The sequence below is a fragment of the Ruegeria sp. L12 genome (assembly GCF_056531745.1).
The window spans coordinates 59,506-81,438 of sequence record NZ_JBQFMH010000011.1; the positions used below are offsets into that span (position 1 = coordinate 59,506).

Genomic DNA, 21,933 nt, shown 5'->3' on the forward strand with positions numbered 1-21,933 from the left:
GGGTCAGAGATACTTTGTGATGGTTTTGAAGTCTTCGGCGCTCTGGCCGTCGGCGTTGTTCGAGAGACAGTGGTCGACATGGTCGTGAATCAACGCGCGCTTGGCGTTGGTGATGGCTCTTTCCACGGCAAAAAGCTGCTGAGCGATATCTGTGCAGGGGGCTTGCCCTTCAAGCATCTCGATAACTTTGGCCAAATGCCCATGCGCGCGTTTGAGGCGCGCAGCGATCTGCGGATGCGATTGATGGGTGCGAGTCGTCATGTTTTATCCTTATCCTCCCCTAGGGGATATATGAGGCTTGGCAGAGTTGCAAGAGCAACCCGCACGTGATGACGTTGAGTTTGGATGCGAAACCTCCTATTTCGGGGTGGAAAGCGCACAAAGGACATCTCCGTGGCGAACCACTTGTATAAAAATGACCTGCCGGACGGGCTGGATCTGGGCCCGGTTGTGGCCATTGACTGTGAAACCATGGGGCTGAACCCGCATCGGGATCGCCTGTGTGTGATCCAGATGTCCGGCGGGGACGGCAACAGCCATATCGTGCAGGTCGAAAAGGGTCAGACGCAGGCTCCGAATCTGTGCGCGATGCTGGAAAATCCGAATGTTCTGAAGCTGTTCCACTTTGGCCGCTTCGATATCGCCGCGATGTATCACAGCTTTGGCGCGCTGGCGGCACCAGTCTATTGCACCAAGATCGCCAGCCGTCTGGTGCGCACCTATACTGACCGGCACGGGCTTAAAAACCTGTGTCAGGAACTGATCGGCGTCGATATCTCGAAACAGCAGCAGATGAGCGATTGGGGCGCCGAGACCCTGACCGAGGCGCAGCTGGAGTATGCGGCATCGGACGTCCTCTATCTGCACCGCCTGCGCGACGCGCTGAACGGGCGTCTGGCCCGCGAAGGCCGCACCGAGATGGCGCAGGCCTGTTTTGATTTCCTGCCGATGCGTGCGAAGCTTGACCTCGCCGGTTGGCCCGAAACGGATATCTTTGCGCACTCATGACCGATACCGAAGCATTCCTGAGAACCGCCCGACAGGTTGTCACCGACGAAGCCCGCGCGCTGGACGTGCTGGCCGACAGCCTGAACGAAGACTTTGCCGAAGCGGTACAACTGATCCTGCAGGCCACAGGCCGCATTATCATCAGCGGTATCGGCAAGTCGGGCCATATCGGTCACAAGATCGCGGCCACATTGGCCAGCACTGGCACGCCCGCCTATTTCGTCCACCCGGCCGAGGCCAGCCATGGTGATCTGGGCATGGTGTCGAAAGGCGATGTGGTTCTGGCGATCTCGAACTCGGGCGAAGCACCGGAACTGGCCAACCTGCTGGCCTTTACGCGCCGCTTCGGCATTCCGCTGATCGGACTGTCCAGCAAGCCGGAAAGCACGCTGATGAAGCAGGCCGACGTGCATCTGCTGATCCCGTCGATGGGCGAGGCCTGCGGTTTTGGCATGGTGCCCTCGATCTCGACCACGCTGACACTGGCGATGGGCGATGCGCTGGCGATTGCGCTGATGAAATACCGCGATTTCAAGCCCGAGGATTTCCGCGCCTATCATCCTGGCGGCAAGCTGGGGGCGCAACTGTCCACCGTGCGTGATCTGATGCACGAAGATCTGCCGTTGGTCACCGCAGGCACCCCGATGAGCGAAGCGTTGCTGGTCATGAGCCAGAAAAGCTTTGGTGTTGTTGGCGTCACCGATGAGGCGGGCCGTCTGCTGGGCATCGTGACAGATGGCGACCTGCGTCGGAACATGGATGGATTACTGGACAAAAGCACCGAAGAGGTGATGACCGAAAACCCACTGACCATCGCACCGAATGCCATGGCAGAAGAAGCGGTTTCCATCATGAATGATCGCAAGATTACCTCGCTTTTTGTGGTGGATCCCGAAGCCGGGGGCGCGGCCCAGGGCCTGCTGCACATCCACGACTGCCTGCGCGTCGGTCTGGGTTAAGGGGGCCGCCGGTGGACCGTCATTCCCGATGGGTGCAGTTTCTCAAGGTGGTGTTGCCTCTGGCTGCCATCTTGCTGCTGTCCACTGTGTTCCTTCTGTCCCGCAGCATCGACACCAGTATCTCGGTCCCGTTCAGCGGTCAGGAGATTGACGAGCGTCTGACCGATCAGGTCATCACCCGACCGGATTACAAAGGGGTCACTCGCAAAGGTGAAGAAATTCGCGTCGAAGCGCGGCGCGCCAGTCAGGTTGGCGAGGGTGACAACCCCACTGCCGCCGAAGTGCAGGGCAGGTTCGCTCTGAGCAACGGGGGCGAGATCACGCTGGAATCCAACACCGGTATGATCCGGCCCGACAAGGGTACCGCCACTTTCTCGGGCAATGTGATCATCACCACCGCCGATGGCATTCAGGTCACCACCGACCTCTTGAACACATCGCTGGAAGAAATACGTGGTGATAGCCCGGGTCAGATTGACGGCACCGGTCCGATTGGTGACTTTACAGCCGGGGGAATGACTTTTGGAACGGAAAAAACGGACGGCCCAGTCCATATTCTTTTTACAGATGGCGTGAAGCTGATATACGAGCCGCAAAAAGCTGAAAGATAACCCGTGTTTGATTTTCGTGTCGCCTTTGTGTGTTTTGCTCTGATCGTAGGAGCCCTGCCTGTTTCGGCGCAAGAAGCGCAAGTCGCGTTTGGTGCTGTCAAAGCCGATCCCTCTCTGCCGGTCGAGGTGACCTCGGAAACGCTGAACGTGAATCAGGAAGACGGTTCGGCCGAGTTTCTGGGCAATGTGATCGTCATCCAAGGCGAAATGCGCCTGACCGCCGAACGGGTGCTGGTGATCTACAATCAGGAACGCTCGGCCATCGAACGGATGGAGGCCACCGAAAACGTGGTTCTGGTCAGCCCGCCGGATGCGGCCGAGGGTGACTGGGCCGAATACACAATCGATACCGGTGTGATCGAGATGAAGGGCAATGTGCTGCTGACGCAGGGCCCCAGCATCATCAGCGGCGATCAGATGATTGCAAATCTGACCTCGGGCACGGCAACGATGACGGGACGGGTCAAGACCATCCTGCAGCAGGGTCAGAATTGATGAACCGCCCGAACCTGTCTGTCGCTGAAGGCGCCTCCGGTCTGAAGATCGAGAAGCTGCGCAAATCTTACCGCAAGAAGACGGTGATCCGGGATGTCTCGATGACTCTGGACCGGTCCGAGGTGGTGGCGCTGTTGGGGCCGAACGGCTCGGGCAAGACCACGACCTTCTATTCGGTAGCCGGGCTTGTCTTTCCCGAAGCAGGCAGTGTGACGATTGACGGCCAGAACGTGACCACCCTGCCGATGTATCGCCGCGCGCGACTGGGGATCGGTTATCTGCCGCAGGAAATGTCGATTTTTCGCGGCATGAGCGTTGAAGACAACATCGCCGCCGTGCTGGATATCACCGTCAAACATGCCCATCGCCGCAAGGAACGGCTGGAAGAGCTGTTGTCGGATTTTTCGATCGAACACCTGCGCCGTGCTCCTGCTCTGGCCTTGTCCGGCGGTGAACGGCGCCGGGTTGAAATCGCGCGCTGTCTGGCTGCGGACCCGAAATATCTGTTGCTGGACGAACCCTTTGCTGGGGTTGATCCGATCAGTGTGGGCGATATCCGCCTTTTGGTGGCAGACCTGAAAAAGCGCGGCATCGGCGTTCTGATCACCGACCATAACGTGCGTGAAACGCTCGAAATTGTGGATCGCGCCTATATCCTGCATGACGGTCAGGTTCTGATGTCCGGATCGCCCGACGAAGTGGTGGAAAACGAAAACGTGCGCCGGGTTTATCTGGGAGAAAACTTCCGTATTTCATGAGCTTGCGCGGGATTGCACCGAGCGCATGCCGGAAATCTGGTATATACACACCTGTTTTGATTGACTCTTCCGCCGTCTCTTGCCTCAATTGGGGCATGGCAAGTCCTCGGTTCCAGTCTGGATCGCGATGCCCCTTCTTGGAAGGGCTGGATCAGCGGCAACCGCAGACTCTGCCGCGACCCCCCACCCGATAAAAACAGGTCAGCCGCGCATCGCGGCGTCAGAATGGGTGTGAATTGTGAAGGAGATCACATGCGTTACCAAATCAGCGGAAAACAGATCGACATCGGTGCGGCCCTGCAGACACACGTGCAGACCGAACTGGGCGAGGTCGTGGGCAAATATGCCCAGCGGCCTACGGACGCCAACGTCGTCTTTTCCCGTTCGGCGCATGAATATGTATGCGAAACCACCGTGCATTTGTCGACGGGTCTGACCGCTCAGGCGAAGGCACATGCGACCGAAATTTATGCAGCATTCGAAGGTTGCTGCGACAAGATGGAAACACAGCTGCGCCGCTACAAGCGCCGGTTGAAAGACCATCACAAGGATCGGTCCGAGCCGGTTGAACTCTTTGGTGCGTCCTCTTATATCCTCGCCTCTGACGAGTCGGATACGGCTGACGAACCCGAATCGCTGCAGCCTATGATTGTGGCTGAGATGGAGACCAAGATCCCATCGCTGAGTGTTGGGGAAGCCGTGATGCAGATGGAACTCGCCGGGGCGCCGGTTCTGGTGTTCCGGAATGAGAACAAGGACGGATTGAATGTCGTTTATCGGCGCGATGACGGCAATATCGGATGGATCGATCCGTAACAGGCAAGAACAATTGGCCTGCCCCCGGTTCCGGGGGCATGGTCTGGGAGCAAAATCATGGAGCTTTCGAGCATTCTGAAGCCCGAAGCCGTACGTGTGCTGTCAGCCGCGTCCAGCAAGAAGCGGTTGTTTCAGGAAATCGGCGATGTTGCGGCTGCGACCCTTGGGTTGGACGCGCAGACCGTCGTCGACAACCTTCTTGAACGCGAAAGCCTGGGTCCGACAGGCGTGGGCCATGGCGTGGCGTTGCCACATGCGCGCCTGTCCGAGCTGGAGACAGTTTCAGGTGTCTTCGTGATGTTGGAAAAACCCATCGATTTCGGCTCGGTCGACCGTCAGCCGGTTGATCTGGCGTTTTCGCTGTTTGCGCCGGAAGAGGCGGGTGTGGAACACCTGAAAGCACTTGCACTGGTCTCGCGCACGCTGCGCGAACAGACCGTCTGCGCCAAGCTGCGGGCCAATCCCGATCCGGTCAAACTCTATGCGATATTGACGGAAGCTCAGTCAATGCAGGCCGCATAAAGGGCTGACCGGACATAAAAAAGCCCCCGTAGATCGGGGGCTTTGTCGTCTCTGGAAGGTTGTTCAGCCGCCGGCTCCCATTTCCAGCGTCCACCAGATTTTGCCGCCGCCCTCCTGGTGCCAGGAAAACCCCATCTGCGTTGCTTTGGGGTCCATGATGACTGCGCGCGATCCCGGTTCCTGCATCCATGCGGCCAGCGTTTCGGTTTCCGTCTCATAGGTTTCCGAGATCGCTTCGCCCAGGAACGTGCCAAGATATCCGACCCGCGCGGCCCGGTCGATGGGCGAGGACCCGTCCGATCCGAAATGCCAGGGGCGGTTCTGGCGCGCCATGTCCTTGGAATGTGTTGCCGCTGCCGCGTTCAACTGCGCGTTCAGCTGAACGCTCCGCAGCCCCGAGGCCTGCCGCAGCGCATTGACCGAATCCAACATGCGGAACTGCAACTTTTCCGGGTTGCCACGGATCTTGTAGACCGAGGGCAGCGGTCGGCCATCGGCCCCGATTGCCGAGGTTCCCGAATCGGTACATGCCGCCAGCGCGACGAGACAAATTGCCAGAAGAGAAAGAATACGTGTCATGATCAGCCTGAATTCTGTGTTTCAACGCAAATATCGCGCTTGAGGGTCGGGGGCAAACCTACAATGGTCATTGTTTGCGTGAATCTGCCGGTTTGATTTGCGACTGAAGCATTCTGGCCATAAAATGCACCGGAATTTGCATGTTCTATTAGCAAAGGACCGCTCGACATGGTCAAGAAGCCCTTAATTACCGCGACACGTCGCGGATTTTTGGCAGGCGCAACTGCCAGCCTCGCCTCGCCTGCACTGGCCCAATACATACCCGGCGACCCGCTGCGCCCCGCGCCTGAACCCGAAGTACCGGTGCGCCGCAACGTCTCGGGATTCCGGGCGCTGGATTGGCAGCCTTATTTCTCGAATACGAGAAACGGCGCCATTTTGGTCGATACGGTGTCGCGGGCGCTGCATTATTGGTCAGATGATCAAACAGTGTACAAACTCTACCCGTCTTCGGTGCCGCTGACCGAAGAATTGACCCGCCGTGGGCGCACCAGCGTCATCCGGAAGGTCGAAGGGCCAAGCTGGTCGCCGACGCCGTCGATGAAAAAGCGCAACCCGGAATGGCCGGATTATATCCCGCCGGGCCCCGATAACCCATTGGGAACGCACGCTTTGTATCTGAGCTGGAAGTATTATCGCATCCACGGCACCCATGATACGCGCAAAATCGGGCGTCGGTCGTCCAACGGCTGCATCGGTCTGTTCAACGAAGACATCGCCGAGTTGTTCTCAATGGCCAAGGTTGGCACGCAAGTGTTGCTAATTTGACGACATTTTCGCGCACGAACCCGCTTGCGGCGTAAGTTGCAATTGCATTCCGCTGGTATAGCTGATTAGAAAAAACTACGAGGTAAGTCTTAGATGCGTGGTTTCGCTATTGGGAATCGCGCAAATTCTGGAGGTTAATATGAAGAAACTCGTTCTCGCTGCTGCTCTGACTGCTGCTGCTTCGACCGCATATGCTGGCAACCTGGAAGAGCCGGTTGTTGAAGCACCTGTTGTTGTCGAAGAAACCCAAGGTTCGTCGCAGGGCATCATCCTGCCGCTGATCCTGCTGGTTGTTGTTGCTGCAGCTGTTGCCGCAAGCTAATTCGACGAGCATTATCTGAAGAAAAGGCGGTGGAGCTTTCCACCGCCTTTTTTTGTGCCTGAATTTCAGACGCCGGTCACTCCAGCCAGCCGCGCAGATTGTCCTCGATCACTTTGCCCAATGCCGCGATATGCGCGTCCTCATCGTTGAGGCAGGGGATATAGGTGAATGATTCGCCACCAGCCTCTTCAAAGCTTTCCTTGATCTCTTCGTTGATCTCTTCCAGCGTTTCGATGCAATCGGCGGAAAACGCTGGTGCGATGACGGCGATGTTCTTTTTGCCCTGACGGGCCAGATCGGCCACGTGATCGACGGTATAGGGCTTCAGCCACTCCTCAGGCCCAAAGCGGGACTGGAAGGTCGAGACCAGTTGATCATCCGACCAGCCCAGCCGCTCTTTCAGCAGTCTTGAGGTTTTGACGCATTGGCAGTGATAGGGATCGCCCTGCTGCAGATAGCGTTCCGGCATGCCGTGGTAGGAACAGACCAGAATGTCGGGTTTGGTTTCCATTGCCGCATAGGCGCGCTCGACCGACCCGGCCAGCGCATCGATATAGGCCGGTTCGTCGAAATAGGCAGGTACCGTGCGGCTGGCCGGTTGCCAGGCTTCCTGCATCAGCGCGCGGAAAAACTGGTCATTGGCGGTGGCCGTCGTGGCCCCTGCATATTGGGGATAAAGCGGGAAGAACAGGATCCGATCGCAGCCTTCGGCAACCATTTGCCGGACCTTGGATTTGGTCGAGGGGTTGCCATACCGCATGCAGAAATCGACCATCACCTGATCGCCGTACCTGTCCTGCATCGCCGCGCGCAGCTTGGCGGTCTGGTCCTTGGTGATCGTCATCAGCGGGCTTTCGCCCTTGTCGTGGTTCCAGATAGACTTGTAAGCCTCGCCCGAGCTGAAGGGCCGCTTGGTCAGGATGATCCCTTGCAGGATCGGCTGCCATTTCCACGCCGGATAGTCGATCACTCGCTTGTCCGAAAGGAATTCGTTCAGATAGCGACGCATCGGCCAATAGGTGTAATCATCCGGTGTACCCAGATTGGCCAGCAGGACACCAACGCGTCCCATCTTGACCTTGGGGTGGTCAGCCGGTGCGTGGGTGGGGCGAGTGGCATCAAACATTTGAAGCTTCCTGAGTTTTCGTGTTCCGGCCTGAGATAAAGGGAATTGCCCGGTCGTCAATCGGGCAGTTTGCCCTCTTCCGTCTTCAACGCATCTGCCAGACGCATTTGCGCCGATCCCGGGCGCAGCGGTTTGGGTTGGCTGGCATCGGGGGACCAGCCGGTCAGGCACACCAGTTCGAACGTGGCAGCCAGACGGCCCGAGGGCGTCGAGAAGTGGTCCGCATAGATCCGCTGTGCGGCCTCGAAAACCGTGCGTTGCGTCGGGCGTTTCAGCCGCCCGCTGAGCGCGTTCGCCTCGCCCATACCCCTCAGGTCTCGCATCAGGTGCCAGATATCGCGGTATTCCGCCGTCAGTGGCACGGCATCCGCCACCGGCAAGGCCAGCCCGGCCCGCTGCAGCAGCGCCCCCAGATCGCGCAGCTCACCCATGGGTGCGATTCGCGGGCTGAGGCCGCCGGTCACCTCAATCTCGGCCTGCCCAAGGGCTGCGCGTAATTCATGCAGGGTTTCTCCGCCCAGGCAGACCACCAGCAGCAACCCATCGGGCTGTACTGCGCGATGGCATTGGATCAACTGCCCGACCGGATCATTGGCGCAATGCAGCGCCATGGCGTGAATCACCAGATCATGCGCGCCGGGCTGCAGGGGTAACAGGTCTTCATCCTCAACGACTACCGCATCTGGCAGAACATCTGACCATAGATGTGGAAACGGGCTCACGATCGCTGGCTTCGTAAAGGCTTTGTTAACCATGGAGAGCCGATCCTGCACCTCATCAACTGCAGCGTGGTGCAGGAACAGCGCGTCTTCCTGCGCGCGGGCGCGATGCAGCCGGATAGCGGCGCGGTCAAACAACGAGGGTGCAGTGGACTCGGGCAGTTTCATAGCTCGCAATTATCGCATGGCGCAGCGGATTCAAACCGCTATCGAACTGATCTATCCGCCGCGTTGCATGGGCTGTGGAGAGCTGACGGACGCCGATTTCGGCCTGTGCGGTCCCTGTTGGCGTGACACGCCCTTCATCGGCGGTACGGTCTGCGACAGTTGCGGTGTGCCGGTCATTGGTGATCGCGATGGGTTTCGGATCGAATGTGACGACTGCCTGAAACGACCGCCACCGTGGCAAGCCGGGCGCGCGGCGTTGTTGTATCAAGGCAAGGCGCGGTCACTGATTTTGGCGCTGAAACATGGCGACCGCCCCGAACTGGCGCGCCCGGCGGCGCGCTGGATGGCACTGGCGGGGCGCGAGTTGCTGCGACCCGATATGCTGATCGCACCGGTGCCGCTGCATTGGACGCGTCTTCTGAAGCGACGCTATAACCAGTCGGCCGTGCTGGCGCAGCATTTGGGGCGCCAGGTCGGTCTGAATTGCGTGCCCGATCTTCTGCAGCGCACCCGGCGCACGCCGGTGCTGGACGGCCAAACTGCACAAGAACGGACGGGTATCCTTAGGGATGCAATCTCGGTCCATCCACGGCGGGTGCAGCATTTGCAGGGACGGGACGTTCTGCTTGTCGATGATGTCATGACCTCGGGCGCGACCCTTTCGGCCTGTACCCGTGTGTGTCAAGCCGCAGGGGCAAATCATATTTTCGTGTTGGCTCTGGCGCGCGTTGCCAAGGATGCCTAATTCGCCCAAGATTGCGCGAAACCCAAAGGGAACTGAATATGAAGCCGGTAGAAATCTACACCTCGCCGCTGTGCGGCTTTTGCCACGCGGCCAAACGGCTGCTGAAACAGAAGGGCGTCGAGTTCAAGGAGGTGGACGTTCTGATGCACCCCAAACGCAAACCCGAGATGATCAAGCGCGCGGGCGGCAAGCGCACGGTACCGCAAATCTTTATCGGTACGCAGCACGTGGGCGGCTGTGACGATCTTTACGAGCTGGAACGGCAGGGCAAGTTGGATCGCCTGTTGGCGGCCTGATGAAAACCGCACTGCTGCAGATCACCGCGTCGGATGACCCGGCGCAAAATCTGGACTCGGTGCGCGCCATGATGGCCGAGGCTGCTGCCGAAGGCGCGCGTTTTATCCTGACGCCCGAAGTGACCAACTGCGTCTCGACCAGCACCACGCGGCAGCGTGAGGTTCTGCAGCACGAAGAGGATGACATCACACTGGCCGGTCTGCGCGCGCAGGCCGCCGAACTGGGCGTCTGGCTGCTGATCGGCTCGCTGGCGATCAAGACCCATGACGCGGACGGGCGTTTTGCCAACCGATGTTTCATGATCGACCCGCGGGGGCAGATCGTGGCGCGGTATGACAAGATTCATATGTTCGACGTGCAGGTGACCGACACCGAGACCTTCCGCGAATCGAAAAACTACCGTCCCGGCGGGAAAGCCGTGATTGCCGAGACCGATTTCGGCAAGGTCGGCCTGACCATCTGCTATGACATCCGCTTTCCGCATCTCTACGCGGCGCTGGCGCAGGCTGGGGCGCGAATACTGACCGTCCCGGCGGCGTTTTCGCCGGTCACCGGTGCTGCGCATTGGCAATCGCTGTTGCGCGCACGGGCGATCGAGACCGGCTGCTGGGTACTGGCACCGGCGCAAACGGGCGAGCACCCGAAAACGCGCGGCAAGACCCGATACACCTATGGCCACAGCATGGTTGTCGCCCCGTGGGGAGAGGTGCTGATCGACGCAGGCACCGATCCGGGCATTCACTTTTTCGATTTGGATGATAGTTCTGTGACAGAGGCGCGCCGCCGCGTGCCCTCCTTGACTCACGTGCGGCCTTTCGACGGGCCCTGACCCAGAACGGACCATGGTAGACGACACCAACGCCCTTGCGGTCGCGCTGTTCAGCGAGATCCTGACCGCCGATCAGCTATTGCGCAACCGGCTGAGCCGGGTGCTGCCCAAGGGCATGGAAATCTCGCATTTCTCGGTGCTGAACCATCTGGTGTTTGTCGGCGATGAACGCAGCCCGGCGCAACTGGCCAGCACCTTCCACGTGACGCGCGGGGCGATGACCAACACATTGGCGAAGCTGGAATGGGCCGGGTACATCCACATCCGCCCCGACTGGGACGACGCCCGCCGCAAGATGGTCGCCATCAGCCCCGCCGGCCGCCGCGCGCGAGATCAGGCGATTTCGTCGATTGCGCCGCTGATCAACCGCGTGGTCGGAGAACTTGGGCTGGAGCGGGTCCGTAGCACGTTGCCCGTGCTGCGGGATTTGCGGTTGCAGTTGGAGGGGGAATAGGAAGGTCATGCGTTGGATTAGGAAGCGACGGAAATTCAGTGGGCTTTCAGAGAACGTGACTTTGCCAACCTCTTCGGCGGTATCCGCTAACGAAGATCAACAAAATCGATCTCATCTGAAGACTGCAAAACCGAGTGGCGCAATCTGGGTCAGCGATGTTTACCAAAGACATGAGCTCAGCATTGGTTTTGTGACTGCACCAATGCGAAACAAGATCACTTCGATCAAGTTTCGCGACGAAGATGTCGAAATTGCTAAGAAACATAGTGATGGAGATAAGAAGAATGCCCGTGGCGAGCATGTCGACCCAGAAGCGGTGCCGAATGAACTCTATTGGAACCTAAGTGAGGCACCACCGAGCACTATACTTCCGGTGTTCAGTGCGGGGCACCCAATGTTACGTGCGGATGTTGCGGAGATTTTTGGGCACCATGATTTGGGCCAGGCACGTCTACAAAAAACGCAACTTTTTGGTTATGATGCAGAAGCCCCGCTTGATTATGTCGCGTATGCTCTAATTTTCCAGAATCAAGTTCATGCTATCGATATAGCAAAGAGCGATGTTGTACCTGTGTGGCCTGGGCGCGAGGTGTTTAAGCCTAAGCCAGATGCCTCACTTGCTGATTGCCTTGTGCCAGATACCAGAAAGGTAAATGGTCAAGCAGTCTGGATTGATCCCCATATGTTCATGTATTTTTTCCTTAGTGACGCACTTGGCAGCGAACTAACAGCTGCTGGTTTTGGCCCTGCTTTTGGACTCACCCGTTTGGAGCTATGAGAAATTGTAGGGTTGGTGCTTGCACCCATTGCGTCTGTTTTGTCCTCAGCAAGCGTAGGATGGGTTTCTAACCCGTCGCTCAAGATCGAAAACGTTTGCAAGATGGGTTAAAAACCCATCCTACCCCGGCTTCACGCTCGCCGTCACATAATTCACGCTCAAATCCCGGTCCGAGATCGACCAGCTCCACAGGATCGGGTTGAAGACGAACCCCTTGCTGTCCACCGGATCCAGCCCGGCCTGGCGCAGCAGGTCGAACAGCTCATCGGGCGTGATGAACTTGTTCCACTCATGCGTGCCGCGTGGCAGCCAGCGCATGACGACCTCGGCTCCGAAAATGGCCATCGCATAGGATTTCGGATTGCGGTTGATGGTCGAGCAGATCAGCAACCCGCCCGGTTTCAGCAAGTGCTGCGATGCGTTCAGGAAACCCAACGGATCGGCGACGTGTTCGACCACTTCCATGTTCAGCACCACGTCGAACTGTTCGCCTGCGGCAGCCATGTCCTCGGCAGTGGTGTGGCGGTAGTCGATTTGTAGCCCCGATTGCTCGGCATGGACGCGGGCGACGGGCAAGTTCCCCCCGGCGGCGTCGGCGCCCACGACCTCGGCCCCAAGGCGCGCCATGGGCTCGCTCAGCAAACCTCCGCCACAGCCGATATCCAGCAGGCGCAGGCCCTCGAAGGGATTCACCAGCTTCAGGTCGCGGTCAAACTCCCCCGCGATCTGCTGTGTGATATAATCCAGACGGCACGAATTCAGCATGTGCAGAGGTTTGAATTTCCCATGCGGGTCCCACCATTCTGCGGCCATCGCCTCGAATTTTGCGATCTCGGACGGGTCGACCGTGTTCGGATGCGCTTGCATTCCTGTCTCCGTGTGCTCTTTTACGCTTAAGGACTATATAGGGCCGTAATGGATAAGTACCCGGACCAAAAGCGCGCAGTTCAATATCTGTACCCGCCGATCGATCCTTTCGATCAGCGCGTGGTCGATATGGGCGATGGGCATCGCATTTATGTGGAACAATGCGGTAATCCCGATGGAATTCCGGTGGTGATCCTGCATGGCGGGCCAGGCGGCGGCTGCAGCCCTGCGATGCGGCGGTATTTCGACCCGCAGGCGTATCGGGTGATTCTGTTTGACCAGCGCGGGTGCGGACGGTCGCGTCCCGCCGCCTCGGTCGAGAACAACACGACCTGGCATCTGGTGGCGGATATCGAGCGTCTGCGTAAACTGTTCGATATCGAAGACTGGATCGTCTTTGGCGGCAGCTGGGGCGCGACGCTGGCGCTGGTTTATGCCCAGGCGCATCCCGAGCGGGTCAACCGTTTGGTGCTGCGCGGTGTTTTTCTGGCCACCGAGGCCGAACTGGACTGGTTCTATGGCGGCGGCGCGGGCAAGTTCTGGCCCGAGCAATGGGCCAAGTTCACCTCGCTCTTGCCCGAGCATGAGGTGAAAGATGCCATCGCCGCCTATAACAAACGCCTGTTTTCGGGCGACCGGGCGACCGAGATTCTGTATGCCCGCGCCTGGTCGCATTGGGAAAACGCGCTGGCCTCGATCCACACCAACGGGTCGGTGGGCGAAAGCCCGGGTGAGTATGCGCGGACCTTTGCGCGGCTGGAAAACCACTATTTCGTCAACAAGGCGTTTCTTGAGAAAGATGGTCAGATTCTGGATCAGATGGATCGGATCGCGCATATCCCCGGACATATCGTGCAGGGACGCTATGACATGATCTGCCCACCGCAGGCCGCGTGGAACCTGTCGAAACGCTGGCCCAATGCCGAGCTCAAGATGGTGCGGCAAGCCGGTCACGCCCTGTCAGAACCGGGCATCAGCGCGGAACTGGTTCGGATCATGGATCGCGTGGCGGAGGGGATGGCATGACCCGAATCGATCGCCGTGCATTATTTGCCTCGGGTGCCGCAGCCGCGTTGCTGGCGGCGACGGGGGCGTCTTTGGCCGATACGCCGAAACAGGGTGGTACGCTGCGGCTGGCGGTGCCGCGCGACAATAGCCTTGAACAGGTGGCGCGCGGGGCGGTCTTCGACACCCTGACCGAGATCGCGCCCGACGGCACGCTGCGCGGAGAGTTGGCGACCGGTTGGCAGACCGACGCCGAAGCGCGCGTCTGGAGCTTTGATCTGCGCGACCAAGTCGTGTTTCACGATGGCACTGAACTGGACGTGAATGATGTTCTGGCCGTTCTTGGTGAGATTGGGCAGGTCGAGGCTGTCGCCTCTCGCCGTGTGCGGCTGCAACTGGCCGAGGGCAACCCGGGCCTGCCATTCCTGCTGGCGGAGACCCGTTTTGTTATCACCCGCGACGGCGAAAGTGTGACGCCTCTGGCGCAGGCCAACGGCACCGGATGCTACCGGGTCGAACGGGCCGAGGATGAACGCCATTTCCTGGCGCACCGTATACCGGATCACTACAAGAGCGACACAGCAGGCTGGGCCGACGCGATTGAGATCATCGTGATCCCGGACGCCAGAGTACGGGCCGAAGCATTGCGCGATGGTTTTGTGGACGTTGCCACTCTGCCAGCTGGCGAGGACCTGATCGCGCAGCGCGGCCTGCGGTATCATCCGTCACAGGCCGAAATGGCGCTGGCGGTGGCCGCGCATGTCGGTATGCCGCGCCAGATCAGCAGGGCCGCGTTGGATGATGGGCGCATTGCCGAACGGTGGTGGTTGGCGTAAATCCGATCACGATGTGCGCCGGGGGTTGCAGACTCGGGAAACCCTGCGTATATGCAGTTGCAACAGCGGCGCGTTGGACTTCCGGTCCAAGGCTCCATCGGAAAATTCGACGGGCCGCGCGCCCGTTTTTTTATGCCCGATTGAAGGGTAGAGAACCTGATGACAAACGACCTGATAGCCAAAGCAGCCATCGACCGGCGACTGGCCGAGATCATCACCCCCGTGATCGAGGATCTGGGGTATGAGCTGGTCCGCGTCCGCCTGATGAGTGGCAAGCAGACCACGCTGCAGATCATGGCCGACAAGCCCGATGGCGGTATCGAGGTGGATGATTGTGCCGAGATTTCCAACGCGGTCAGCGCCACACTGGATGTCGAGGACCCGATCCTCGACGCCTATACGCTGGAAGTGTCCAGCCCGGGCATCGACCGGCCACTGACCCGTCTCAAGGATTTCGAGACCTTCGAAGGATATGAGGCCAAGATCGAGACCGGGGAGCTGATAGACGGCCGCCGCCGCTTTAAGGGTGAGCTGGCCGGGATCGAAGGGGATGAGGTTCTGATCAACATCCCCGAGGGGGATGAGACGATCACCATCGGTCTGCAATTCGACTGGCTGAGCGATGCCAAGCTGGTCCTGACCGATGACCTGATCAAGGAAATGCTGCGCCAGCGCAAGGACGCCGGTGCCCTGAACGAAAACGCTTTCGACGAGATTGAGACCGAAGGGTCCGAAGAGGAGACGAACTGATGGCAATCACCTCAGCCAACCAGCTGGAGCTGCTGCAGACCGCCGAGGCCGTGGCCCGCGAAAAGATGATCGACCCCGGTCTGGTTGTCGAAGCGATGGAGGAATCGCTCGCCCGTGCCGCCAAGAGCCGTTACGGCGCCGAGATGGACATTCGTGTCTCCATCGACCGTAAGACCGGCAAGGCGACCTTCACCCGCGTGCGCACCGTGGTCGAGGATGAAGAGCTGGAAAACTATCAGGCCGAGTTCACCGTCGAACAAGCCAGACAGTATATGGAAAACCCTGAGGTCGGCGACGTCTTTGTTGAAGAAGTGCCGCCCGTGGAAATGGGCCGTATCGCTGCTCAGTCCGCCAAGCAGGTGATTCTGCAGAAGGTCCGCGAAGCAGAACGGGATCGTCAGTACGAAGAATTCAAGGATCGTGCAGGCACCATCATCAACGGTGCCGTCAAGCGCGAAGAGTTTGGCAATGTCATCGTCGATCTGGGCGGGGCTGAAGCCGTTCTACGCCGCAACGACAAGATCGGCCGTGAAAGCTATCGCCCAAATGACCGCGTGCGTGCCTATATCAAAGAGGTCCGCCGCGAGGTTCGTGGCCACCAGATCTTCCTGTCGCGCACCGCGCCGGAATTCATGGCCGAGCTGTTCAAGATGGAAGTGCCGGAAATCTATGACGGTATCATCGAGGTCAAGGCCGTGGCTCGTGACCCCGGCTCGCGCGCCAAGATTGCTGTGATCTCGTACGATGGGTCCATCGATCCTGTCGGCGCCTGTGTTGGTATGCGCGGCAGCCGCGTGCAGGCCGTTGTGAACGAGTTGCAGGGCGAAAAGATCGACATCATCCCGTGGAACGAAGATCAGCCGACCTTCCTGGTGAACGCGCTGCAGCCCGCCGAGGTTTCCAAGGTGGTTCTGGACGAAGAAGCCGGCAAAATCGAAGTGGTTGTACCCGAAGAGCAGCTGAGCCTTGCCATTGGCCGCCGCGGTCAGAACGTGCGTCTGGCCAGCCAGCTGACCGGTCTGGACATCGACATCATGACCGAAGCCGAAGAATCGGCGCGCCGTCAGAAGGAATTCGAAGCGCGTACCAAGCTGTTCATGGACAGCCTCGATCTGGACGAATTCTTTGCGCAACTGCTGGTGTCGGAAGGGTTCACCAACCTGGAAGAAGTCGCCTATGTGGAAATCGACGAACTGCTGGTGATCGACGGCGTCGACGAAGGCACCGCGCAGGAATTGCAGGCCCGTGCCCGCGACTTCCTGGAAGCGCAGGCCAAGGCCGCGCTGGATGCGGCGCGTGCGCTGGGTGCCGAGGACAGCCTTATTGAATTCGAAGGCCTGACACCCCAGATGGTAGAGGCGCTGGCCAAGGACGATGTGAAGACGCTGGAAGACTTCGCAACCTGTGCCGACTGGGAACTGGCCGGTGGCTGGACCACAGTCGATGGAGAGCGCATCAAGGATGACGGTGTGCTCGAGCCCTTTGGCGTAACCCTCGAAGAGGCGCAGGATCTGGTCATGACGGCCCGCATCATGCTGGGTTGGGTTGATCCGGCTGAATTGGAACAGGCCGAAGAAGACGGCGATGTAGCGGAAGAGGAGGCCGAGGCCTGATCTCAGGGCCTCGGGTGGCTGACATGGGTCGCGGTGGCGTCCATAAGGATCGGTCTGGCGGACCTGAACGCAAGTGCATTGCCACAGGCGAGGTACAGCCTAAATATGGCTTGATCCGCTTTGTGACCGGCCCGGGCGGTCAGGTTTTTCCGGATGTCGCATCAAAATTGCCAGGGCGCGGGGTCTATGTGGCGGCGGATCGCGCCGCTTTGGACAAGGCCGTAGGCAAGAAACTGTTCTCGCGCGGGTTCAAGGCGCAGGTGAGTGCACCGAAGGACCTGACCGATGAGGTCGAAAAACAGGTGGCGCGACGGGTGATCGAGTTGATCAGCCTGGCGCGCAAGTCCGGCGATGCGGTCGCCGGGTACGAAAAGGTCAAGTCCTGGCTGGACCGGGAAGAGGCTCAGGTGCTGATTCAGGCCTCGGACGGATCGGGGCGCGGCAAGTCGAAACTCAGCACGCCGCATTTCGGCAAATACATCGGCTGGCTGACTGCGGACGAACTTGGGCAGGCATTTGGGCGCCAAACCGTGATTCATGCGGCCTTGGCCTCTGGCGGACTCGCCAAACGTGTTGTAGAGGAAGCGCAGCGCCTGCGTGGCTTGCGCGAAACGGATGACGGCGGCAAGGGCCGCGCGGAAGGGTAAGAAGCTTTATGAGCGATAGTGACGGCAAAAAGACATTGGGTCTTCGTGGCGGGGCACGCCCCGGAAATGTGAAACAGAGTTTCAGCCACGGACGTACCAAGAATGTCGTGGTGGAGACCAAACGCAAACGCGTGGTCGTACCCAAGCCGGGCGCGACCAAACCAAGTGGTGGTGCGGCACCTTCGGGTGATCCTTCGCGTCGTCCGGCGGGCATTTCCGATGCGGAAATGGCGCGTCGCATGAAAGCGTTGCAGGCCGCCAAGGCGCGTGAGGCCGAAGAGGCCGCCGCCCGCGAGGCACAGGAAAAGGCGCGCGAAGAAGAACGCGCACGCCGCCGGGCCGAACAGGAAGCCAAGGAACGCGAACAACGCGAAGCAGAAGAAAAGGCACGTGCCAAGGCCGAAGAGGAAGAGCGCAAGCGCAAAGAGGCGGAAGAAGCCGCCAAGCGCGCTGCTGCGGCACCCGCGGAAGAACCCAAACCCGCACGCAGCCCGGCCAGCAAACCGGCCCCCGCAGCCGCCCCGCGCAAGCAGGAACGTGAACGCGAACAGCGTGGCCGTGGCAAAGGCCGCGATGACAACCGCCGTTCGGGCAAGCTGACATTGGGTCAGGCCACTGGTGGCGAAGGCAACCGTCAACGCTCGATGGCGGCGATGAAGCGCAAGCAGGAGCGCGCGCGTCAGAAAGCCATGGGCGGCCCGGTCGAGCGGGAGAAGGTGATCCGTGACGTACAGCTGCCTGAGGCGATCATGGTCTCGGAACTGGCCAACCGTATGGCCGAGCGTGTGGCTGACGTTGTCAAATCGCTGATGCAGATGGGCATGATGGTCACGCAGAACCAGACCATCGACGCCGACACCGCGGAACTGATCATCGAAGAGTTTGGCCACAAGGTCACTCGCGTGTCCGACTCGGATGTTGAAGACGTCATCAAAGAGGTCGAAGACAGCGATGACGATCTGCAGCCGCGTCCTCCGGTCATCACCATCATGGGTCACGTCGACCACGGCAAGACCTCGTTGCTGGATGCGATCCGCGACGCGCGCGTTGTGGCCGGTGAGGCCGGTGGCATCACCCAGCATATCGGCGCCTATCAGGTGAAAACCGATGGCGGCACCACGCTGACCTTCCTGGATACGCCGGGTCACGCGGCCTTTACTTCGATGCGTTCGCGTGGGGCTCAGGTCACGGATATCGTTGTGCTGGTTGTGGCCGCCGACGATGCGGTGATGCCGCAGACCGTCGAGGCGATCAACCACGCCAAAGCCGCTGAAGTGCCGATGATCGTGGCGATCAACAAGGTCGACAAGCCCGGTGCCAACCCCGACAAGGTGCGCACCGATCTGCTGCAGCACGAAGTCATTGTCGAGAAGATGTCGGGTGAGGTTCAGGACGTCGAAGTGTCCGCCATCACCGGTCAGGGTCTGGACGAATTGCTGGAAGCCATCGCGCTGCAGGCCGAGATTCTGGAACTGAAAGCCAACCCCGACCGCGCCGCCCAGGGTGCCGTGATCGAGGCGCAGCTGGACGTGGGCCGCGGCCCCGTGGCCACCGTTCTGGTTCAGAACGGCACGCTGCGTCAGGGCGATATCTTCGTTGTGGGTGAGCAATACGGTAAGGTCCGTGCGCTGATCAACGACAAGGGCGACCGCGTCAAGGAAGCCGGTCCCTCGGTTCCGGTTGAGGTTCTGGGTCTCAACGGTACGCCCGAAGCGGGCGACGTTCTGAACGTGACCGAGACTGAAGCGCAGGCCCGTGAAATCGCCGCCTATCGTGAGCAGGCCGCCAAGGACAAACGCGCCGCCGCCGGTGCCGCGACCACCCTTGAGCAACTGATGCAGAAGGCCAAGGAAGACGAGAACGTGGCCGAGTTGCCGATCCTCGTCAAAGCCGACGTACAGGGTTCTGCCGAGGCCATCGTTCAGGCGATGGAAAAGATCGGCAACGACGAAGTGCGCGTGCGCGTGCTGCATTCGGGTGTTGGTGCGATCACCGAAACGGATGTCGGTCTGGCCGAAGCCTCGGGCGCGCCGGTCATGGGCTTTAACGTCCGTGCCAACGCCTCGGCCCGGAATACTGCGAACCAGAAGGGCGTGGAGATCCGTTATTACTCGGTGATCTATGACCTGGTGGATGATGTGAAAGCGGCCGCATCGGGCTTGCTGAGCGCCGAGATCCGCGAGAAGTTCATCGGCTATGCCGAGATCCGCGAAGTCTTCAAGGTTACCGGTGTTGGCAAGGTTGCCGGCTGTCTGGTCACCGAAGGCGTGGCGCGCCGGTCCGCAGGCGTCCGCCTGCTGCGCGACAACGTGGTGATCCACGAAGGCACGCTGAAGACACTGAAGCGCTTCAAGGACGAAGTGGCCGAGGTTCAGTCGGGTCAGGAATGCGGTATGGCGTTCGAGAACTACGACGATATCCGCGCAGGTGACGTGATCGAGATTTTCGAGCGCGAGGAAGTCACCCGGACGCTCGACTAAGTTCGGAAAAAATCGAATACTAAAACAGCGGCCCCTCGGACCGCTGTTTTCAGTTTGGGGTCACTCGCTGCGGGACGACAAGAACGTGCCCGAAGGCATGATGATGTCGAAATGGTGTTTGCCCCGCTGCAAATCGAAACTGACCGAATGTCCCGCTTTGCGCAGCAATTCCGCATAATCCCGGCTCTGACGGATGAACTCGGGCGTATCCCGCTCCGCCACCGTCACCCTGTAACGCGGCCCCGGTGCGGGCAGGTTGAGGCAGGGGGAAATGTCATGAATTTCCACCTTGGTCAGTTGCAGGGGATCATTCACCGGGGTCAGGCTGATCGGCTCAAGATCGTACACCCCGCTGATCAGAATGACATTGCGCACCCGCAGACCTGCCTGTGCAAACGTATTGGAAGAGGTCGCCATCACCATCGCCGCCAGATGCGCGCCCGCGCTGTGGCCGGATAGAATGATATTCGATGGGTCAAAGCCCAGCACCCGGGATTGTGACGCAAGCCACAGCAGAGCGTTGCGGCATTCCTCGACCATCTGCCCCATCCGCGCGCCGGGAGCGAGCGTATAGTTCAAAGTCGCAAAGGCCTGCCCGTTTTCGTGCAGCACCGGCGCCATCAGGGCAGACTCGCGCTGGCTGAGCGCCTGCCAGTACCCGCCATGGATGAAGATATGCAAAGGTGCATCCGCACCAGCAGCCGGGAAGAAATCCAGAACCTGCGCCGGGCTGTCACCATAGGCAAGGTTCTCGTGAACCTCCAGCTCGGCTCGCGCCTGCGCGCTGAGTGCCGCATAGCTGGTCAGATACGGCGTCAGATCGCCGCCGATCATCGAACTCGGCGCGTATTCCTGTTCCAGTTCAGCCTGTGAAAAACCGCGATACAGCATCAGTCCCCCGCATACATCAGCTCGGTCCGCACATCATAGAGGTCATGGAAGAACCGTAATTCCAGCGCCTTGCGCAGAAACGCCACACCGCTGGACCCGCCCGTGCCGGGCTGCATCCCGATCACCCGTTCCACCGCCGTGGCATGGTCGAAACGCCAGCGTTGGAACAGGCTTTCCACATCCATCAGCTTTTCGGCCAGCGCATAGAGGTCCCAGTATTTGTCGGTGTTGCGGAACACTTCGACCCAGATTTTGACGATGCGCGGATCGCCGGAATAGGGAAGGGCAAAATCCCGGTCCAGCAGGTCCTGCGGCACGTCAAACCCCTGCCGGGCCAGCATGTGCAGCACTTCATCGTAAAGCGAGGGTTTGGTCAGGGCTGCGTTCAGCATCTCCATCACTTCCGCGTCATGTTCATGCACCTTCAGGGTCGAGGCGTCCTTGTTGCCCAGAATGAACTCGATCTGCCGGTAGCCATAGCTCTGAAATCCCGAGGAATTGCCCAAGGCCTGACGGAAGGTCATGTAATCGGCAGGCGTCATGGTCAGCAGCGTTTCCCAAGCCGCGATCAACTGCCGTTGAATCGCCTTTACCCGGTCGAGGTTCTTCATCGCGGGGCCGAAATCGTCCTTCTGCAGAAAGCGGCGCACCTCGACCAGTTGGTGATGCATCAGTTTCAGCCACAGCTCGCTGACCTGATGGATGATGATGAACAGCATCTCGTCCGGCTGCGCGGGGTCCTGAAAGGTCTTCTGCAGGTTTAACAGGGTCTTGAGCTGCAGGAAATCGCCATAGCTCTTGCGATGGGTCTGCGCGAAATCGGTGACCAGAGTCTCTTCGATCCCGCGTTCCAGAAACCGTTTGTCCTTGTCGCCCATGTGCCTCTCCAA

The 21,933-nt window shown here is 59.7% G+C and carries 27 protein-coding genes; 20 read left to right on the top strand and 7 right to left on the bottom strand.

Annotated features, from left to right (window positions below; genetic code table 11):
* Positions 1-3 precede the first annotated feature (3 nt).
* A complete protein-coding gene (locus ACR0K9_RS16885) occupies positions 4-261 on the bottom strand; it encodes a metal-sensing transcriptional repressor (RefSeq protein WP_480824923.1) in 258 nt (85 codons plus the stop codon).
* 132 nt (positions 262-393) lie between these two features.
* Here ACR0K9_RS16885 and ACR0K9_RS16890 point away from each other — a divergent pair, with 132 nt between their 5' ends.
* From ACR0K9_RS16890 to ACR0K9_RS16920, 7 genes are all read left to right on the top strand, one after another.
* Positions 394-1,008, top strand: a complete 615-nt coding sequence (locus ACR0K9_RS16890) for a ribonuclease D (protein ID WP_480824925.1) — start codon at positions 394-396, stop codon at positions 1,006-1,008.
* Positions 1,005-1,967, top strand: coding sequence for a KpsF/GutQ family sugar-phosphate isomerase (locus ACR0K9_RS16895; protein WP_480824927.1), 963 nt, complete (start codon positions 1,005-1,007; stop codon positions 1,965-1,967). The genes ACR0K9_RS16890 and ACR0K9_RS16895 overlap by 4 nt, the downstream gene beginning before the upstream one ends.
* An 11-nt stretch (positions 1,968-1,978) precedes the next feature.
* Complete coding sequence (lptC, locus tag ACR0K9_RS16900; protein ID WP_480824929.1) at positions 1,979-2,578, top strand: LPS export ABC transporter periplasmic protein LptC; 600 nt, start codon at positions 1,979-1,981, stop codon at positions 2,576-2,578.
* A 3-nt stretch (positions 2,579-2,581) separates the two neighbouring features.
* Positions 2,582-3,073: an LptA/OstA family protein gene (locus ACR0K9_RS16905; RefSeq protein WP_480535344.1), complete on the top strand. Its 492-nt coding sequence runs from the start codon at positions 2,582-2,584 to the stop codon at positions 3,071-3,073.
* On the top strand, positions 3,073-3,831 hold the full coding sequence (gene lptB / locus ACR0K9_RS16910; RefSeq protein ID WP_480824931.1) for an LPS export ABC transporter ATP-binding protein: 759 nt from the start codon (positions 3,073-3,075) through the stop codon (positions 3,829-3,831). The genes ACR0K9_RS16905 and lptB overlap by 1 nt, the downstream gene beginning before the upstream one ends.
* 252 nt (positions 3,832-4,083) lie before the next feature.
* The gene (gene hpf / locus ACR0K9_RS16915) at positions 4,084-4,647 is read left to right on the top strand and encodes a ribosome hibernation-promoting factor, HPF/YfiA family (RefSeq protein ID WP_480535340.1); all 564 of its coding nucleotides are present in this window, start codon (positions 4,084-4,086) and stop codon (positions 4,645-4,647) included.
* 57 nt (positions 4,648-4,704) lie between these two features.
* Positions 4,705-5,169, top strand: a complete 465-nt coding sequence (locus ACR0K9_RS16920) for a PTS sugar transporter subunit IIA (protein WP_480824933.1) — start codon at positions 4,705-4,707, stop codon at positions 5,167-5,169.
* A 63-nt stretch (positions 5,170-5,232) separates the two neighbouring features.
* Here ACR0K9_RS16920 and dalA read toward each other — a convergent pair whose 3' ends face one another.
* Positions 5,233-5,748: a divisome-associated lipoprotein DalA gene (gene dalA / locus ACR0K9_RS16925; protein ID WP_480824935.1), complete on the bottom strand. Its 516-nt coding sequence runs from the start codon at positions 5,746-5,748 to the stop codon at positions 5,233-5,235.
* A 168-nt stretch (positions 5,749-5,916) separates the two neighbouring features.
* On the opposite strand from dalA, the gene ACR0K9_RS16930 reads away from it, so the two are divergent.
* Complete coding sequence (locus ACR0K9_RS16930; RefSeq protein ID WP_480824937.1) at positions 5,917-6,516, top strand: L,D-transpeptidase; 600 nt, start codon at positions 5,917-5,919, stop codon at positions 6,514-6,516.
* A gap of 139 nt (positions 6,517-6,655) precedes the next feature.
* A complete protein-coding gene (locus ACR0K9_RS16935) occupies positions 6,656-6,838 on the top strand; it encodes a hypothetical protein (protein ID WP_010442520.1) in 183 nt (60 codons plus the stop codon).
* 76 nt (positions 6,839-6,914) lie between these two features.
* Here ACR0K9_RS16935 and hemH read toward each other — a convergent pair whose 3' ends face one another.
* Positions 6,915-7,964: a ferrochelatase gene (gene hemH, locus ACR0K9_RS16940; protein ID WP_480824939.1), complete on the bottom strand. Its 1,050-nt coding sequence runs from the start codon at positions 7,962-7,964 to the stop codon at positions 6,915-6,917.
* 56 nt (positions 7,965-8,020) lie between these two features.
* Positions 8,021-8,851: a class I SAM-dependent methyltransferase gene (locus tag ACR0K9_RS16945; protein ID WP_480824941.1), complete on the bottom strand. Its 831-nt coding sequence runs from the start codon at positions 8,849-8,851 to the stop codon at positions 8,021-8,023.
* A 16-nt stretch (positions 8,852-8,867) separates the two neighbouring features.
* Here ACR0K9_RS16945 and ACR0K9_RS16950 point away from each other — a divergent pair, with 16 nt between their 5' ends.
* Genes ACR0K9_RS16950 through ACR0K9_RS16970 form a run of 5 tightly spaced genes read left to right on the top strand, consistent with a single transcriptional unit; the run spans position 8,868 to position 11,954 of the window.
* Complete coding sequence (locus tag ACR0K9_RS16950; protein WP_480824943.1) at positions 8,868-9,596, top strand: double zinc ribbon domain-containing protein; 729 nt, start codon at positions 8,868-8,870, stop codon at positions 9,594-9,596.
* 38 nt (positions 9,597-9,634) lie between these two features.
* Positions 9,635-9,892: a glutaredoxin 3 gene (gene grxC, locus ACR0K9_RS16955; RefSeq protein ID WP_171181132.1), complete on the top strand. Its 258-nt coding sequence runs from the start codon at positions 9,635-9,637 to the stop codon at positions 9,890-9,892.
* Complete coding sequence (locus ACR0K9_RS16960) at positions 9,892-10,722, top strand: carbon-nitrogen hydrolase family protein (protein WP_480824945.1); 831 nt, start codon at positions 9,892-9,894, stop codon at positions 10,720-10,722. The genes grxC and ACR0K9_RS16960 overlap by 1 nt, the downstream gene beginning before the upstream one ends.
* A 13-nt stretch (positions 10,723-10,735) precedes the next feature.
* Entirely contained in the window at positions 10,736-11,176 is a 441-nt protein-coding gene (locus ACR0K9_RS16965) for a MarR family winged helix-turn-helix transcriptional regulator (protein ID WP_480824947.1), read from the top strand.
* Between the two features lie 7 nt (positions 11,177-11,183).
* Positions 11,184-11,954 carry a hypothetical protein gene (locus ACR0K9_RS16970; RefSeq protein WP_480824949.1) on the top strand — a complete coding sequence of 257 codons (771 nt, stop codon included), beginning with the start codon at positions 11,184-11,186 and terminating at the stop codon, positions 11,952-11,954.
* A gap of 120 nt (positions 11,955-12,074) precedes the next feature.
* Here ACR0K9_RS16970 and ubiG read toward each other — a convergent pair whose 3' ends face one another.
* Positions 12,075-12,821 carry a bifunctional 2-polyprenyl-6-hydroxyphenol methylase/3-demethylubiquinol 3-O-methyltransferase UbiG gene (ubiG, locus tag ACR0K9_RS16975; RefSeq protein WP_480824951.1) on the bottom strand — a complete coding sequence of 249 codons (747 nt, stop codon included), beginning with the start codon at positions 12,819-12,821 and terminating at the stop codon, positions 12,075-12,077.
* 48 nt (positions 12,822-12,869) lie between these two features.
* Here ubiG and pip point away from each other — a divergent pair, with 48 nt between their 5' ends.
* The 6 genes from pip to infB all read left to right on the top strand — a co-directional run bounded on the left by pip (position 12,870) and on the right by infB (position 20,152).
* Positions 12,870-13,847, top strand: coding sequence for a prolyl aminopeptidase (pip, locus tag ACR0K9_RS16980; RefSeq protein ID WP_480824953.1), 978 nt, complete (start codon positions 12,870-12,872; stop codon positions 13,845-13,847).
* Complete coding sequence (locus ACR0K9_RS16985) at positions 13,844-14,662, top strand: ABC transporter substrate-binding protein (protein ID WP_480824955.1); 819 nt, start codon at positions 13,844-13,846, stop codon at positions 14,660-14,662. Before pip ends, ACR0K9_RS16985 begins: the two co-directional genes overlap by 4 nt.
* A gap of 159 nt (positions 14,663-14,821) precedes the next feature.
* Complete coding sequence (rimP, locus tag ACR0K9_RS16990) at positions 14,822-15,412, top strand: ribosome maturation factor RimP (protein ID WP_480824957.1); 591 nt, start codon at positions 14,822-14,824, stop codon at positions 15,410-15,412.
* Positions 15,412-17,025 (top strand): transcription termination factor NusA, encoded by a 1,614-nt coding sequence (gene nusA / locus ACR0K9_RS16995; RefSeq protein WP_480824959.1) that lies wholly within the window; start codon positions 15,412-15,414, stop codon positions 17,023-17,025. The genes rimP and nusA overlap by 1 nt, the downstream gene beginning before the upstream one ends.
* Positions 17,026-17,048: 23 nt before the next feature.
* On the top strand, positions 17,049-17,672 hold the full coding sequence (locus ACR0K9_RS17000; RefSeq protein WP_480824961.1) for an RNA-binding protein: 624 nt from the start codon (positions 17,049-17,051) through the stop codon (positions 17,670-17,672).
* An 8-nt stretch (positions 17,673-17,680) separates the two neighbouring features.
* The gene (gene infB / locus ACR0K9_RS17005; protein WP_480824963.1) at positions 17,681-20,152 is read left to right on the top strand and encodes a translation initiation factor IF-2; all 2,472 of its coding nucleotides are present in this window, start codon (positions 17,681-17,683) and stop codon (positions 20,150-20,152) included.
* A 60-nt stretch (positions 20,153-20,212) separates the two neighbouring features.
* Here the strand turns inward: infB and ACR0K9_RS17010 are convergent, their stop codons facing one another.
* Together ACR0K9_RS17010 and ACR0K9_RS17015 are read right to left on the bottom strand one after the other, a co-directional pair.
* A complete protein-coding gene (locus ACR0K9_RS17010) occupies positions 20,213-21,043 on the bottom strand; it encodes an alpha/beta hydrolase (RefSeq protein ID WP_480824965.1) in 831 nt (276 codons plus the stop codon).
* Entirely contained in the window at positions 21,043-21,921 is an 879-nt protein-coding gene (locus ACR0K9_RS17015) for a tryptophan 2,3-dioxygenase (RefSeq protein ID WP_480824967.1), read from the bottom strand. The genes ACR0K9_RS17010 and ACR0K9_RS17015 overlap by 1 nt, the downstream gene beginning before the upstream one ends.
* Between the last annotated feature and the right edge of the window lie 12 nt (positions 21,922-21,933).

Bases quoted from the DNA above. Each gene is read 5' to 3' on its own strand.
- ACR0K9_RS16885 (WP_480824923.1), bottom strand. From the start codon at position 261: ATGACGACTCGCACCCATCAATCGCATCCGCAGATCGCTGCGCGCCTC.
- ACR0K9_RS16895 (WP_480824927.1), top strand. From the start codon at position 1,005: ATGACCGATACCGAAGCATTCCTGAGAACCGCCCGACAGGTTGTCACC.
- lptB (WP_480824931.1), top strand. From the start codon at position 3,073: ATGAACCGCCCGAACCTGTCTGTCGCTGAAGGCGCCTCCGGTCTGAAG.
- hpf (WP_480535340.1), top strand. From the start codon at position 4,084: ATGCGTTACCAAATCAGCGGAAAACAGATCGACATCGGTGCGGCCCTG.
- ACR0K9_RS16920 (WP_480824933.1), top strand. From the start codon at position 4,705: ATGGAGCTTTCGAGCATTCTGAAGCCCGAAGCCGTACGTGTGCTGTCA.
- dalA (WP_480824935.1), bottom strand. From the start codon at position 5,748: ATGACACGTATTCTTTCTCTTCTGGCAATTTGTCTCGTCGCGCTGGCG.
- ACR0K9_RS16930 (WP_480824937.1), top strand. From the start codon at position 5,917: ATGGTCAAGAAGCCCTTAATTACCGCGACACGTCGCGGATTTTTGGCA.
- ACR0K9_RS16935 (WP_010442520.1), top strand. From the start codon at position 6,656: ATGAAGAAACTCGTTCTCGCTGCTGCTCTGACTGCTGCTGCTTCGACC.
- hemH (WP_480824939.1), bottom strand. From the start codon at position 7,964: ATGTTTGATGCCACTCGCCCCACCCACGCACCGGCTGACCACCCCAAG.
- ACR0K9_RS16945 (WP_480824941.1), bottom strand. From the start codon at position 8,851: ATGAAACTGCCCGAGTCCACTGCACCCTCGTTGTTTGACCGCGCCGCT.
- ACR0K9_RS16950 (WP_480824943.1), top strand. From the start codon at position 8,868: ATGGCGCAGCGGATTCAAACCGCTATCGAACTGATCTATCCGCCGCGT.
- grxC (WP_171181132.1), top strand. From the start codon at position 9,635: ATGAAGCCGGTAGAAATCTACACCTCGCCGCTGTGCGGCTTTTGCCAC.
- ACR0K9_RS16960 (WP_480824945.1), top strand. From the start codon at position 9,892: ATGAAAACCGCACTGCTGCAGATCACCGCGTCGGATGACCCGGCGCAA.
- ACR0K9_RS16965 (WP_480824947.1), top strand. From the start codon at position 10,736: ATGGTAGACGACACCAACGCCCTTGCGGTCGCGCTGTTCAGCGAGATC.
- ACR0K9_RS16970 (WP_480824949.1), top strand. From the start codon at position 11,184: ATGCGTTGGATTAGGAAGCGACGGAAATTCAGTGGGCTTTCAGAGAAC.
- ubiG (WP_480824951.1), bottom strand. From the start codon at position 12,821: ATGCAAGCGCATCCGAACACGGTCGACCCGTCCGAGATCGCAAAATTC.
- pip (WP_480824953.1), top strand. From the start codon at position 12,870: ATGGATAAGTACCCGGACCAAAAGCGCGCAGTTCAATATCTGTACCCG.
- ACR0K9_RS16985 (WP_480824955.1), top strand. From the start codon at position 13,844: ATGACCCGAATCGATCGCCGTGCATTATTTGCCTCGGGTGCCGCAGCC.
- rimP (WP_480824957.1), top strand. From the start codon at position 14,822: ATGACAAACGACCTGATAGCCAAAGCAGCCATCGACCGGCGACTGGCC.
- nusA (WP_480824959.1), top strand. From the start codon at position 15,412: ATGGCAATCACCTCAGCCAACCAGCTGGAGCTGCTGCAGACCGCCGAG.
- ACR0K9_RS17000 (WP_480824961.1), top strand. From the start codon at position 17,049: ATGGGTCGCGGTGGCGTCCATAAGGATCGGTCTGGCGGACCTGAACGC.
- infB (WP_480824963.1), top strand. From the start codon at position 17,681: ATGAGCGATAGTGACGGCAAAAAGACATTGGGTCTTCGTGGCGGGGCA.
- ACR0K9_RS17010 (WP_480824965.1), bottom strand. From the start codon at position 21,043: ATGCTGTATCGCGGTTTTTCACAGGCTGAACTGGAACAGGAATACGCG.
- ACR0K9_RS17015 (WP_480824967.1), bottom strand. From the start codon at position 21,921: ATGGGCGACAAGGACAAACGGTTTCTGGAACGCGGGATCGAAGAGACT.